The following is a 13,118-nucleotide window of genomic DNA, read 5'->3' on the forward strand; positions in this document are numbered from 1 at the left end:
GCGCAGGACCGTGCCTCCCGTGGACGGGAACGCGTAAGCCCGTAGATGCGTTTTTCCGTTCTCGTCGCGCTCGCGTGCATGTGGTTTGCGGCGCTCGGTGTGACCGCCGCCGCTTCTCCCCCGACCAGTCTCGACGTCAGCGCGAAGAACGTCGACTTTTACTACAACCGCTTCATCGTGACCGCCGACGGCAGCGTCCGGGTGCGCCTCTCCGACGGCACCACCGTCAGCGGCGAGACGTTCACGATGGACCTGAAGCTCAACCGGTATCTCGTCGCGGGCGACGTGCACGTCGACGGGCCGACGATCCATCAGAGCGGCGCTGCGTTCGCGGGCTATCCCGATCTCGACCGCTCGTTCTTCCTGCCCGCGGGCGAGACGCCGGAACGGTACACGTACTACGGGCTCGACTGGACGAACCCGCATCCCGGACACGAACATCCGGGTGACGCATTCTATTTCCCCGATCTGAGCGGCGAGCGCGCGTACATCAAGGCGGCCGGCGCGCGGATCGTCCCGCGCACCAACGTCCTCTTCGATCAGGCGCGCGTCTACACGGCGGGGATCTACGCGTACTCGCCGCGCTACGTCGTCACGTTCTCCGCGAACCCGCACTTCTTCGAGAACGCGTTCGCGGGCGCGCGCGCCGACGTCGCGGTGCCGTTCAATGGCTCGGCGCACAGCCTCACCGCGCTGCACGCACGCAACGACGCGGTGAACGGGACGTATCTGGCGATCGATCAGCACTTCGTGTGGGATCACGACTACATCGTCGCGGCGATCGATCCGCTCACGCAGGAACAGCGGCAGTACAACCTGATCGGCTACAAGCGCTTCTCGTCGAAACTCGAGAGCCGGCTCTTCCTGCAAGAGTCGGCGGCGCAAGCCGGGATCGTCAACCGGCCCGAGAACGCGGCCGCATTCGGCGAGATCCAGCTCAACGGCGCGCTGCGGCATTCGGGCCTCAGCTACACGCAGGACAACTACTACCAGTACATCCTCGGCTATCCGCGTCAGGCCAACGATGCGGTCGCCGCGATCAATTACGATCCACGCTGGCGCGAACATCCGACGCAGACGGCGCTGGTCTGGACCGGTTACGAGGATCGGCTCTTCCACGGGCTTCCGGTGACGTTCCGGCTGCGCAGCGGCGTCGGGACGGCGCACGACATCTACGGCTACGGCGGCTATCCGAATCTCAACCCGCCGGGGCCCGATCTCTTCTATCACACCTACGGCGGCACGCTCTCGCTCCCGGCATTGAAGTTTGCGAACGGGCTCTCGCTCACGGCGGTCTACGATCGTCAGCAGACGTGGTTCAGCCAGCCGCATCACACCGACATCAGCGACGCGCGCGTCTCGCTCTCCAAACAGTACGGCCTGCAGCACGTCAACGCGTTCCTGCTCTACGACGTGAAGAACACCGGCGACTATTGGGGCGCGCAGCAGCTCGCGGCGTTCCCGGCGGGGGTCGCGGCGCAGACCGGCTGCGCCGGCGGCGGCGACGTGTGCGTAACGCCGTTCGGCACCTACCGCGGTCTCGACGCGTTTCGCGGCTTCGCGACCTCGCGTGGCCTCAGCGGTTCGCTCGTCTTCACGCCCTCGCCGCTGTTCACGATGAGCCTGCTGCTCTCGCACTACAGCGACTTCCCCAAGCCCGTCCCCGGCGTGTTCGGCCAGCCGCCGTGGCAGTTCACGGGTGGTCTGCGCGTGCGGCTGTCGAAGCAGGTCTTGCTCGACGTCGCGCGTTCCAACTACTTCAACTTCGCGAACGAACGGTGGACGCCGCAGTTCCAGATTCAATTCTCGCCATGATCCGACGCATCGCCGCGTTCGCGGCCCTCACCGTCCTCGCCGGCATGCTCGTCCCCGCCGGGGCGCAGCAGGGCAGCGTCGTGCGCTTCACCGGACAATTACTCGACGTGCGCAACGGTTTCGTCTACTTCACCACGGGCGCCGCGTTCAAGCTCGCGCCGAACGTCGCGTACGACGACTACGACACCGGCCAACCGACGTCGCTCGCGCCGCAGCCGAAGCTGTTCGCGCGCGCGATCGTCGATCCGGCGACGAAGCAGGTCGTCGAACTCGATCTCACCCGCAAGCGGCTCGCGACCGACGCCGCGTACGCGCCCGACGTGCAGGCCGCCGTCGCGACGAAGCCCACCACCGAACCCGCGCCGGAGATCGTCGGCGTGCGCGTCACCGGAAAGGAAGTGCCGGTCGAGTTCGTCGTCACCGTCCCGGCGTCGACGCGCGTGACCGACAACGTCTACCTCTCGACCGACGCGAGCGGGTGGAATCCGCAGGCGATCAAACTCGACCGCATCGACGGTCAGCGCTATCGCATCGTGCGCCGCCTGCCGTCCGGCACGAAGTTCGTCTTCCGCGTCACGCGCGGCACGTGGAACTCGGTCGAGGTCGGGCAGGACGGACTCGAACCGGCGAATCCGCACGTCTTCTTCATCAAGGAAGCGGATTCGCTTTCGCAGCCCGTCACCGTCTACGGCTGGTCCGACAACCGCGCCGGCGTGCCGCAGGCCGCCGCGCCGGGCGCCGTCCCGACCCCGTTCAATCCCAACCCGTTCCCCAACGGGGGGATCGCGCCGCCGTCGCGCGCCACGCCGCCCGGCGGTTTCCCGACGCAGCGGCCGAACCCGTTCCCCAACCGCCCGCCGGGGTGATGCGCCGCGCCGCCGCGCTCGCGCTGTTCGCCTGCGCGCTCGCGCCGGCAGCGGCGACGGCGCGCGCGGCGGCGATGCTCGACGGCGGCACCGTGGTCTTTTTCAGCGATACGCTCGCGCTCGTCGCGCGCGACGGCGCGACGCTGCGGCTCGCCGACGGGACGCGCTGCAGCGCCGACGCCGCGTACGTCGATCTTAAGCGGAATCGGGCGGTGTGCGCCGGAAACGCGCGCGTCGTGCACGGCGCGGCGAGCGTGCGCGCCGACGCCGTCGCGCTCGAACTCGACGGCCCGCGCGTCGATCTGCTCGACGCGACCGACGGCGTGACGCGCACGACGCGCGATCTCAGAGCGCCGGCGCCCGCCGAGATCGACGGCGAGCGCTTCGCGTTCCCCGACGTCGACGATCGCACCGCGTACATCCGCTCGCGGCGCGCGACGATCGTCCCGCGCGCGAACGTGCGCTTCACGCCCGCCGCGTTTCCGACGTCGGTCGGCGCGGTTCCGGTGCCGTCGTATCTCTACACGTTCGCAACGTCGGCCGGCTTCAGCGCGTCGACGCTCGCCGGCGCGACGTTCGATCAGCCCTACGGGCTGTTCGGGACGCCGACCGCGCTGACGTCGCTGCACGCGCGCTGGCTGCAGGGTCCAGGCGGAACGCTCGCGCTGCAGCAGCAGATCGCCGCCGGCGATGCGGCCTACGTCACCGGCGCGATCGACGCACCGCTGCGCGGGAACGCGACGACCGGGATCAGCGCCTACCGGCGCATGGGATCGCGGTATACCGCGTCGTTCGGCGCGTCGTCGCAGTTCGGCATCCGACAAGCGAACGCGGCCTTCGGCGCGGCGTTCGGCGGCGCCGGCGGACGGCTCGCGTACGCGCTGCAGACCGGCGGCTTCTCGACGTTCGATGCGAGCCTGCGCAGTCCGGACCTCGCGCTGCCGCGCGGTGCGACTGTGCGCGTCACCGCCGATCTCGGCTTCGACGGACAGCGCGGCGGCGCGCTGAGCCCGTACGCGATCCTTCCCGACGGGCGCCGCTACGGCACCGTGTGGCGTCACGGCGTCGACGTCTTCGTCGCTTCGCCGACGCTGCGGGGACCGCTGGGGACCTCGCTGAGCGCGACGCTCGACGGCGCACGGACCTGGTTCGCGTTCCCGCGCCGCGCCGATACCGTCACGGCGAGCGCGAGCGCGTCGAAACGCGTGAGCGCCGGCGTCACGCTCTTCGCAGGTTACGTGAACGGCTGGACCTCGCAGGTCTATCCGGGCCTGCAGACGACGTTCTATCCCGTGCCCAACCCGCTGCCGCTCGCGCCCGACGGGACGCCGTATCTCGGCTACGGCGCGTTTCGCGGTGCCGCCGTCGCGCGCTACGCGAACCTCGACCTGCAGATCGCGCCGCCGCGCTCGAGCACCAGCGTGCGCCTCTCCCTGCGGCACGCCGACGACTTCGTGCAGTTCGACGGCATCGGCCGCCCGCGCTGGGAGTTCCGCGGCGACACGACGTTCCGTCCGTTCCCCAACGTCGGCCTGAGCTTCGGACGTTCGTACGATTTCGACTGGGGCGGACGGCGCTGGATCCCCGGCTGGAGCTTCGCGATCCAGCCGTGATGCACGCACTCGTCGCCGCCGCCGTGTCGGCGATCTTCCGCGTCGTCCCGCTCGCATGCAGCGGCGAGCGGCTCGTCGTCGCGGGCGGCGGCGTCCTGCGGATCGCGGACGGCGCGACGTGTTCGCGGTTCGCGCCGGGCCGCGCCGCCGCGATCGCGCTCGATGCCGACGGGCGCGTCGCGCCGGTGCCGGATGCGTCTGATGCGCGTCCCGCCGCCGATCTGCCGCGCAGCGCGTACCTGCTCGCGCCGGCGCACGCCGCCGACGCCGATCAGACCGAGATCGTCAACGTGCGCATCGACGTCGCGGTCCCGCCGCGCACGCCGCCCGGCGACGACGTTTACCTCAGCACGGAACGCAGCAACTGGTCGCCGAGCGAGGTGCGGATGAACCGCGTCGACGCGCGGCATTTCCGGCTCGACCTGCAGGTGCATCGCGGCGCGCGCGTCGCCTTTCGCGTGACGCGCGGCTCGTACGCGACGCTCGAGCGCGACGCGAGCCGTGCGCTGCCGCCCGCGCACGTCGCCGGCGGCGAACCCGGCGCGCAGGTGACGGTGACCGTCGCCGCGTGGGCCGATATCGATTAGTGGCCGTCCGCCGCACCCTCAACGCGGGCGATCACGCCGCACTCAACGCACTGTGGCTGGGGATCCAATTCCAGGACGCCTCGATCCTCGCGATCGTCATCCCGGCGATCCTCCTGAAACTCGCACCCGCCGATCATACCCCCGTGCTGGCGGCGATCGCGACGGTGGTGGCCGCCGTCTGGGTCTTCGTCCCGGCGGTCGCGGGCGCGCTCTCCGACTACGCGCGCCGCCATGGCGGCGACCGGCGGCGCGAGACGGCGATCGCCTTGGCCGTCGACATCGCGGCGCTGCTCGCGATGGCGTACACACACGCCGTCGGTGCGCTCGGGCTCGAAGTCGCGTGCGCGGCCGTCGCGATCGCGAGCGCATCGTCGATTTATCAGGCGATGCTCCCCGAGGCGGTGCCGCGCTCCGCGTGGGGCGTCTCGGCAGGCGTGCGCGGCGCGATGACCCTGCTTGGCACCGTCGGCGGTCTCGCCGCGGCGGCGCTGCTTCCTCCGCAACAGGCGCTCTTCGCGATGGCGGCCGCGATCGCGCTCGTCGCGCCGTCGCTGCTTGCGATCCCGCGCGAGACGTCGGGGGCGGAACGCAAGGAACGCGCCGTGATCCGCGATCCGCACGATCTCAACGTCACGCTCGTCGCGCGCGGATGGATCGTGCTCGGGATGACGCTGCTCAACACGTACGTGCTCTACTTCTTCCACGACATACTCGGCGTGCGCAACGCGTCGCTGGGGACCGGGATGGTCGCGGGCGCGGCGCTGGTCGGCGCGATCGTCTCGAGCGTCGCGGCGGGGATCCTCTCGGACCGGCTCGATCGCCGGCTCGTCGTGGCGCTCTCCGGCGTGCCGATGGTTTGCGCTGCGCTCGGATTCGCGATCGCACCCGAGCAGCGGCTGATCTTTCTCTACGCGGCGCTGTTCGGACTCGGCTACGGCGGCGTGTTCTCGGCCGGCTGGGCGCTCGCGCTCGACGCGATCCCGGCGCTGGGCGACGTCGCGCGCGATCTGGGGATCTGGGGGACGCTCTCGAACTTGCCCGGCGTCCTCGCGCCCGCGATCGGCGCACTCGTCATCAGGCAAGGCGCGACGCCGCGCGACGGCTACCGCCTGCTGTTCGCGCTCGCCGCCGCGAGCTTCGCGATCGGGTCGCTCGTCGTGCTGCGCGTCGGACGGCGTCCCGTCTCATCGGCGTGGTCGGTGGCGCTGCTCCTCCTCGTCACCCTGGTCCGCCAGCCGTTTCTCGCGACGCGCATCCGCGTGCGACAGTGGGGGCGCCTCCCGTTCCGGCGCGGTCCGACCGTGCTGGTCGCGAACCACCAGCACGAAGACGAGTCGGAGATCGTCGTCGAGCGCGCGTTCGCGCAGGGCGATTGGCGCTCGACGCTCATCACCGCGTCGTCACGCCGGATGTACGAACCCGGATTCTTCGCCGGACGTCTCCGCGTCTTCGCGCGAATCATGCGGCGCGTCAACGCGGGGCCGTTCTTTTACGCGCTGGGGATGTACCCGCTCGAGAACGAGCTCTCGACGCGGCCTTTGCGCAGCATCCTCAACGCGCTCTATGACGAGCACGCCGAAGCGTCGCTGTACGCCGTCTTCCGCGACGACGTCGCGGACACGTTTCCGGAGCGCGTTTCCTACGTCGACGAACTGCTCGACAGCCGCCACTTCGCCGCGACCGCCGTGCGCGTGAAGCTCGCGCATCTGCGCGATCCGTTCCGCAAGGAATTGCTGGCGCGGACGCGCGCGGAGATCGACGAAGACGTCGCACGCATCGTCGACGTCGTGCAGCGCGGCGCGACGTTCTTCGTGACGCCCGAAGGCTACTACAGCGTCGACGGGCGGATGCGGCCGTTCAAGGGGATCCTGGAGCGGCTGACGCCGATCGCCGACGTGCGCCTCGCCGCGATCGCGTTCGATCCGTTCCGCGGACGCCGTCTCTCGATGCTCTACCGCGTCGTCGCGCCGGCCGACCCGCGCGATCTCCCGACGTCGGTTGCGGCGGCGCGGCCGATCACGACCAGCGCGCTGCTCGCGGCGTGGATCGTGGGGATCGGGCTTCCGTTCACCGCCGGCGAGGCGCGCGACGCGGTGCTGAGGATGGCCGACGCGGCGGGACCGGCCGCCTTCGTCGATCCCGAACTGCGCCGTGACCACGCGCGGTGCGTCGACGAGGCGCTGGCCTACCTCGAGCGGCACGGCGCGGTGCGCGGCGACGGCGGCCGTTACGAACGCGGCGCGCCGCTGCGCGATCCGCGCTTCCCGATCGTCGAGGACATGCTCGCCTATCAGGCGGCGTTTCACGCCGAGACGAGCGCGGCGCTGCGCGCGCTTAGCGAACGGTGACGGGGATCCCGCGCCACGCCTCGACACCGTCGACGGTGCGCGCGACGATCTCGAGCGTGTACGCGTGGCGCAGCCACGGCGGCAGGTACCACGGCAAGGTGTACGAGAGCGAGAAGCGGCCCGGCCCCTCCTTGTGCAGGGCGACGCTGCGGTACTCGATGCGCGCCTCGACGTAGTACACGTTCTCCGACGTCGTGACGTTGCCGGTCACCGGGCGGCCCGGGTGGATCACGGAACTCGAAATGTTCGTCGCGTGGATGACCGGATATCCGTGCGGCGGCGGCGTCGGCCCGACGTGGTAGGTCTGCGAGTTCGGATCGGGCTGCGCCTGGGCGACCAGCGAGAGCGCCGCAAGCAGCGGCACGAGCAGGGCAAACACGGACGGGAAACGGGGACGCGGGGCAAAACGTCGTCGCACCATGATCTCTTCCCCGTCCAGCGTCGCAGTCCACCGCGGCGCCGACGCGACGCTCAGCATCGTCGTCCCGCTCTACAACGAAGCGGAGAACGTCGGCGAGCTGCTGCGGCGCCTGCGCGAGGTGGTCACCGGGCTGAGCGTGCCGCCGGCCGGATGGGAACTGATCTGCGTCGACGACGGAAGCCGTGACGGCACGCTCGCCATCCTGCTCGCGGCGGCGGCGCTCGATCCGCACCTGCGGGTCATCTCGCTCTCGCGCAACTTCGGCCACCAGATCGCCGCGACCGCGGGGCTCGACGCGGCGCACGGCGACGCGGTCGTGCTGATGGACGGCGATCTCCAGGATCCGCCCGAACTCATCGACGCGTTTCTCGCGAAGTTTCGCGAAGGCTACGACGTCGTCTACGCGACACGGCGGCGCCGCGCCGGCGAGAGCCGCTTCAAACTGCTCACCGCGGCGCTGTTCTACCGCACGATCCGCCGGCTGACCAACGTCTCGATCCCCGTCGACACCGGGGACTTCCGGCTGATGAGCAAGCGCGTCGTCAGCGCGCTGCGCAACTCGCGCGAACGCCACCGCTTCATCCGCGGGCTCGTCTCGTGGGTCGGCTACAAGCAGACCGGGATCGAATACGATCGCGCCGAGCGCCACTCCGGCCGCTCGAAGTATCCGCTCTCGAAGATGCTGCGCTTCGCGATCGACGGGATCACCGCGTTCAGCGAGATCCCGCTGCGCATCGCGACCTGGTTCGGCTTCCTGGTCAGCGCGGTCGCGTTCGTCGTCGCGGTCGTCGAGATCGGCATCCGCATCTTCACCGGCTACAACTTGCCCGGCTACACGTCGACGATCTTCGCGATCCTGTTCCTGGGCGGCGTGCAGCTGATCACGATCGGGATTCTCGGCGAGTACGTCGGCCGCGTCTACGACGAGATCAAAGGCCGCCCGCTCTACCTCGTCGCCGAGAGCGTCGGGAGCGGGCTCGACGCGGACTCGTCGCCGAGCGCCGCGCCGCTGGTCAGGTAGCGGCGCACGTAGTCGTCGATCGCAGCTTCGAGCGTCGTGAACGGACGCGTCCAGCCCGCGTCGCGCAGCCGGTCGATCGTCGCGACGGTGCGGTACTGGTACTTCCCGCGCAGCGCGTCCGGCATCTCCACGTAGATGATGCGCGGCGGCAGATCGAGCGCGGCGAAGACCGCGCGCGCGAGATCGTTCCAGGTCCGCGCGATCCCCGAGCCGACGTTGTACAGCCCGCCGGCGGCCGGTGACGCGGCGAGAAACGCGGTGATCGCGGCGGCGTCCTTCACGTAGAGAAAATCGCGGCTCTGTTCGCCGTCGGCGATCCCTTCGCGATAGCTCTTGAACAGTTCGATCGTGCCGGTCGCGCGGATCTGCTCGTAGGCTTTGGCGACGACGCTGCGCATCTCGCCCTTGTGGTCTTCGTTGGGACCGTAGACGTTGAAGTACTTGAGGCCGACGGCGCGTTCGAGCAGACCTTCGCGCCGCATCCACCGGTCGAAGAGGTGCTTTGAGTAGCCGTACATGTTGAGCGGGCGCAGCGCGTGCGGATCGAGATCCTCGCGCATCTCGCACTCGCGCGCGCCGTAGGTCGCTGCCGACGATGCATACGTGAAGCGCGCCCCCAGCGAGAACGACCAGCGCGCGATCTCCTGCGAGCGCCGCACGTTGTTCTGCACCAGATACGACGCGTCGCGCTCGGTCGTCGACGAGCACGCGCCGAGATGGAACACTGCGGCGACGCGGCCGAACGCGTACGGATCGGCGGCGATCCGCGCGTAGAACTCGCCGGCGTCGAGGTAGTCGGCGAAGCGCAGCGGGACGAGATGACGCCACTTCTCGCTCGTGCCGAGGCGATCGACGACGACGATGTCCTCGATTCCGTCGAGATTGAGGTGCCGCACGAGCGCGGAACCGATCAGCCCGGCTCCACCCGTGACGACGACGCGATCCATTAGCTGCGCGCTTTCGACGGCTCGGAGGCCGCCGCATCCCGCACGATCGCGTCGACCAGCGGACGCGGCGGCGGTGCGGTCGCGCCGATGGTGAACGCCTGTGCGACGGCGGCGGGCTCCACCGACGTCCCGGCGCATTCGGCCAGGACGTCCCCGGCGCGCACCGGCGTCCCGGTCCGGGCGACGATCCGGATCCCGGAGAACGGCCCGTCGGCGACGGTCAGCTCGCGCGCGAGCTCGCCGATCGCGATCGCGTCGATCGCGGTGACCACGCCGTCGCACGGGGCGAGCGCGCTCGAGCGCGCAGGATGCGCCGCGATCCGCTCGACCGCGTCGCGCGTCCCGCCCTGCGCCTCGATCATCTGCACGAAGCGCGCGTAGGCGGCGCCCGACTCCAGCGCGTCGAGCGCCGCCGGAACGACGCGTTCGCCCGGGACGCCGGCGACGCGGAGCATTTCGTGGACCACGGCGAAGATCGCCTCGGCGAGCCGCGGATCGCGATCGTCGCCGCGCAGAAAGTCGCGCGCCTCCACCGCTTCGATCCCGCTGCCGACCGCGGCGCCGAGCGGTTCGTCCATGTCGCTCACCAGCGCGCTCGCGCGGCGCCCGAAGCGCTCCGCGAGCTGCACCAGCATCCGCGCGAGTCCGACGGCCTCGGCGGCCGTGCGCATGAACGCGCCGCGTCCCGCCTTCACGTCGAAGACGATTGCGCCGGCACCGCCGGCGATCTTCTTCGAGACGATCGAGGCGGCGATGAGACCCGGCGACGGGACGGTGCCGGTGCGGTCGCGCAGCGCGTAGAGCTTGCGGTCGGCCGGGACGAGCCGGTCCGACTGCGCGGCGATCGCGCAGCCGATCGTCTCGACCTGCGCGACGAACGCCTCAGGGGAGAGATCGGTGCGCACGCCCGGGATCGCCTCGAGCTTATCGAGCGTCCCGCCGGTGTGGCCGAGGGCGCGGCCCGAGAGCTTGGCGACCGGGACGCCGCAGGCGGCGACGAGCGGGACCGCGACGAGCGAGACGGTATCGCCGACGCCCCCGGAGGAATGCTTGTCGACGACGATTCCGGCGGCATGCGGATACGCGAGCACGTCGCCGGAGCGTACCATCGCGCCGGTCAGGGCCGCGACCTCCGCGTCGCCCATCCCGCGGATCGCGCAAGCCATCGCGAGCGCCGCAATCGGGGCGTCGTCGATCGTGCCTGCGACGTAGCCCTCGACGATCCGCCTCCAGGTCGCGTCGTCGAGGATCTCACCGTCGCGCTTCGCGGCGAGCGCACGCCGCAGCCACCCCTCGCAGTTCACGAGCGATCGGATTCGTGCGGCGCCGCCGCGAAGCCCCCGGCGTGCGCATCCGCCTTGCCGTCGCGGTGCCGGTGCTGATCGTCGCGCTCGCGCTTCCGCCGCTCTCCGCCGACGTCTGGGCGTACGCGGCCTACGGGGCCCTCCTCGGCCGCGGCGTCGATCCGTGGGCGCACGCGTTCGGCCCGGCGGCGATCGCCGGCTTCCGCGATCCGGTCCTCGACGCCGCCCTGGGCGCATGGAACGGCTCGCTGCCGCGCGACGTGTACGGCCCGCTCTTCACGCTTCCGGCGGCGGCGTTGGTCGCCACGCTGCGTCCCTGGGGGCCTGCGGCAGTAGTGCTCGCGTTTCGGATCGTCGCCGCGGCGGGGCTGATCGGGTGCATCGCGCTTGCGGCGCCGCGGCGTCCGGCGCTCTCGGCCGCGCTCTCCCTGCACCCGGTCGTGCTCTGGAGCGCGGCCGAGGGTCACAACGACCCGTTCTGGCTCGCACTGGTCCTCGCCGCGGACTGCGCGCGAACCCGACGCGGCGCGCTCGCCGCGCTGATCGCCGGGACCGCGGTGAAGGCCGTCGCGGCGATCCCGCTGGTTCTGCGCATCGCACGAGACCGCGATCGACGCGCAACGTGGACGGCGCTCGCCCTGGCGGCAGTCGCCTACGCACCGCTGGGCTGGTCGGTGATCGCCCACGGGCTCGACCGAAGCATCGGGGCGCCGCGCCTCTCGCTGGTACACGGCCCGGCGCTCGCCGCGTGGTCGGGGTCGCCGATCCCGTTCATCACGGCGGCCGCGATGGCCGCGTTGGGCGGCGTCGGGGTCGTCCGGGCCTGGCGGAGCGGCGACCGGCTCGCCGGACTCGCGCTGGCAGGCTGGATCGCGCTCCCCAGCCCCGAACCCTGGTATGCGATCTGGCTGCTTCCCGTCGTCACGGCGGTCCGCCGGTCGCCCGCCGCGCTCGGGCTCGCCGTCGCGACGGTGACCGGTCTCGCAGGGTACGCTCAGGACGCCGTTGTCGGAACCGCGCTACGGGACCCGACGTTCCTCGGAGGAACGATGCTCGCGCACTACGCCCTGCCGCTGCTCCTGGCGGCGATCAGCCCCGCTCCCTCGCCTCAGCCGCTCCCGGCGCAGCCAGCGCCGCCCACGCCGCCGCCGCTCGCGAGTCCGGCTCCGCAGCCGCTCCCCGTCGCGACGACGACGCCGACCCCGGCGCCCGCCGCATCGCTCTCGCCCGCGCCGTCCGCGACGCCGGTACCGACCGCTGCGCCGACGCCGCCGCTCTTCGGCTACGTGGTGACCCCGCCGCCCGCCGCCGGCACGCCGCGGATCACGGAGGTCGCGCTGAACGATCGGACCCTGCACCGCGGCGGGATGCTCCTGGTGCGAATCGTCACCAGCCTCGACGTCACCTCGCTGTCCGCGCGCACTATGGGCCGCGAGATCGGGATCCCGCTCCAGGCGCCGGGGGTCTTCGCCGGCCAGCAGCAGCTCCCCGACGCGATCCCGTCCTTCTTGCTCGGGCGGACCTACCAGATCGAGTTCATCGCCAACACGGCCGACGGCCACAGCACGAGCTTCTCGCTCCCGCTTCGCCTCGAACGGTGACACGCAAAAGCCCCGCGCCGCGAGGCTGCGGGGCTTTCGTCATTCACGAGGCAACCGAGGTCGCTCGACGTTAGTTGACGACTTGGACGGCGATCTTGCGGGGCTGCGCCTTCGGGTGCAGGTGCAGGCCCAGGGTCAGCAGACCGTGCTCGACCTTCGCCTCGATCGACTCGGCGTCGACCTCTTCGGGCAGCAGGATCGAGCGCTGGAACGAACGCCGCTCGCTCTTGCCGGTGACGGTCAGGACGCGATCCTCGACGCTCACGTCGATCTGGTCGGGCTTGTAGCCGGGGACGGGGAGCTCGACGGTCCAGCCGCTTTCGGACTTCTGGACGTCGATCCCGAGCCCGTACTGGGCCGAGCCGCCGAAGAAGCCGCGAACTGGGTCGAAGCCGGCGAGAAAATCGGTGACGAAGGAACGGTTGCCGCCGTTGCGGGTCATCAGATCAGCCATGGTGTGCGAAAAACCTCCAAATGTGCGCCGCCTCTGTCCGCTCACGGGGAGGTCGGCCATATTTCTGACACACCAATTCTAACGTAGTTTAGCACTCATGTCAATACACTGCCAATAGTGCCAGATCGGCGGCCACGATCG

The 13,118-nt window shown here is 70.7% G+C and carries 11 protein-coding genes; 7 read left to right on the forward strand and 4 right to left on the reverse strand.

Features of this window, described 5'->3' with window-relative positions; all coding sequences use genetic code 11:
- The first annotated feature begins 45 nt into the window (after positions 1–45).
- From WPS_RS14885 to WPS_RS14905, 5 genes are read left to right on the forward strand one after another with little or no spacing between them, the layout of a single operon-like run.
- A complete protein-coding gene (locus tag WPS_RS14885; RefSeq protein ID WP_317995255.1) occupies positions 46–1,815 on the forward strand; it encodes a hypothetical protein in 1,770 nt (589 codons plus the stop codon).
- Positions 1,812–2,681, forward strand: coding sequence for an early set domain-containing protein (locus WPS_RS14890; protein WP_317995256.1), 870 nt, complete (start codon positions 1,812–1,814; stop codon positions 2,679–2,681). Before WPS_RS14885 ends, WPS_RS14890 begins: the two co-directional genes overlap by 4 nt.
- The gene (locus WPS_RS14895; RefSeq protein WP_317995257.1) at positions 2,678–4,294 is read left to right on the forward strand and encodes a hypothetical protein; all 1,617 of its coding nucleotides are present in this window, start codon (positions 2,678–2,680) and stop codon (positions 4,292–4,294) included. Before WPS_RS14890 ends, WPS_RS14895 begins: the two co-directional genes overlap by 4 nt.
- Positions 4,294–4,881: a hypothetical protein gene (locus WPS_RS14900; protein ID WP_317995258.1), complete on the forward strand. Its 588-nt coding sequence runs from the start codon at positions 4,294–4,296 to the stop codon at positions 4,879–4,881. Before WPS_RS14895 ends, WPS_RS14900 begins: the two co-directional genes overlap by 1 nt.
- The gene (locus tag WPS_RS14905; protein ID WP_317995259.1) at positions 4,881–7,229 is read left to right on the forward strand and encodes an MFS transporter; all 2,349 of its coding nucleotides are present in this window, start codon (positions 4,881–4,883) and stop codon (positions 7,227–7,229) included. Before WPS_RS14900 ends, WPS_RS14905 begins: the two co-directional genes overlap by 1 nt.
- Here the strand turns inward: WPS_RS14905 and WPS_RS14910 are convergent.
- Positions 7,216–7,608: a hypothetical protein gene (locus WPS_RS14910; protein WP_317995260.1), complete on the reverse strand. Its 393-nt coding sequence runs from the start codon at positions 7,606–7,608 to the stop codon at positions 7,216–7,218. The two genes, WPS_RS14905 and WPS_RS14910, sit on opposite strands and share 14 nt — an antisense overlap.
- Positions 7,609–7,648: 40 nt before the next feature.
- Here WPS_RS14910 and WPS_RS14915 point away from each other — a divergent pair, with 40 nt between their 5' ends.
- The gene (locus WPS_RS14915; protein WP_317995261.1) at positions 7,649–8,671 is read left to right on the forward strand and encodes a glycosyltransferase family 2 protein; all 1,023 of its coding nucleotides are present in this window, start codon (positions 7,649–7,651) and stop codon (positions 8,669–8,671) included.
- Here WPS_RS14915 and rfaD read toward each other — a convergent pair.
- Both rfaD and WPS_RS14925 read right to left on the reverse strand, forming a co-directional pair.
- Positions 8,596–9,618: an ADP-glyceromanno-heptose 6-epimerase gene (rfaD, locus tag WPS_RS14920; protein WP_317995262.1), complete on the reverse strand. Its 1,023-nt coding sequence runs from the start codon at positions 9,616–9,618 to the stop codon at positions 8,596–8,598. The genes WPS_RS14915 and rfaD overlap by 76 nt on opposite strands.
- The gene (locus WPS_RS14925; RefSeq protein ID WP_317995263.1) at positions 9,618–10,922 is read right to left on the reverse strand and encodes a thymidine phosphorylase; all 1,305 of its coding nucleotides are present in this window, start codon (positions 10,920–10,922) and stop codon (positions 9,618–9,620) included. Before WPS_RS14925 ends, rfaD begins: the two co-directional genes overlap by 1 nt.
- Positions 10,923–10,963: 41 nt before the next feature.
- Between WPS_RS14925 and WPS_RS14930 the strand changes: the two genes are divergently transcribed.
- On the forward strand, positions 10,964–12,523 hold the full coding sequence (locus tag WPS_RS14930; protein WP_317995264.1) for an MptA/MptB family glycosyltransferase: 1,560 nt from the start codon (positions 10,964–10,966) through the stop codon (positions 12,521–12,523).
- A gap of 70 nt (positions 12,524–12,593) precedes the next feature.
- On the opposite strand, the gene WPS_RS14935 is transcribed toward WPS_RS14930, so the two are convergent.
- A complete protein-coding gene (locus WPS_RS14935; RefSeq protein WP_317995265.1) occupies positions 12,594–12,977 on the reverse strand; it encodes an Hsp20/alpha crystallin family protein in 384 nt (127 codons plus the stop codon).
- Positions 12,978–13,118: the final 141 nt, after the last annotated feature.

Source organism: Vulcanimicrobium alpinum (genome assembly GCF_027923555.1).
GTDB classification, from domain to species: Bacteria; Vulcanimicrobiota; Vulcanimicrobiia; order Vulcanimicrobiales; family Vulcanimicrobiaceae; genus Vulcanimicrobium; species Vulcanimicrobium alpinum.

Excerpts from the sequence above, each read along its gene's own strand:
- WPS_RS14885 (WP_317995255.1), top strand. The coding sequence starts at position 46 with ATGCGTTTTTCCGTTCTCGTCGCGCTCGCGTGCATGTGGTTTGCGGCG.
- WPS_RS14890 (WP_317995256.1), top strand. The coding sequence starts at position 1,812 with ATGATCCGACGCATCGCCGCGTTCGCGGCCCTCACCGTCCTCGCCGGC.
- WPS_RS14900 (WP_317995258.1), top strand. The coding sequence starts at position 4,294 with ATGCACGCACTCGTCGCCGCCGCCGTGTCGGCGATCTTCCGCGTCGTC.
- WPS_RS14915 (WP_317995261.1), top strand. The coding sequence starts at position 7,649 with ATGATCTCTTCCCCGTCCAGCGTCGCAGTCCACCGCGGCGCCGACGCG.
- rfaD (WP_317995262.1), bottom strand. The coding sequence starts at position 9,618 with ATGGATCGCGTCGTCGTCACGGGTGGAGCCGGGCTGATCGGTTCCGCG.
- WPS_RS14935 (WP_317995265.1), bottom strand. The coding sequence starts at position 12,977 with ATGGCTGATCTGATGACCCGCAACGGCGGCAACCGTTCCTTCGTCACC.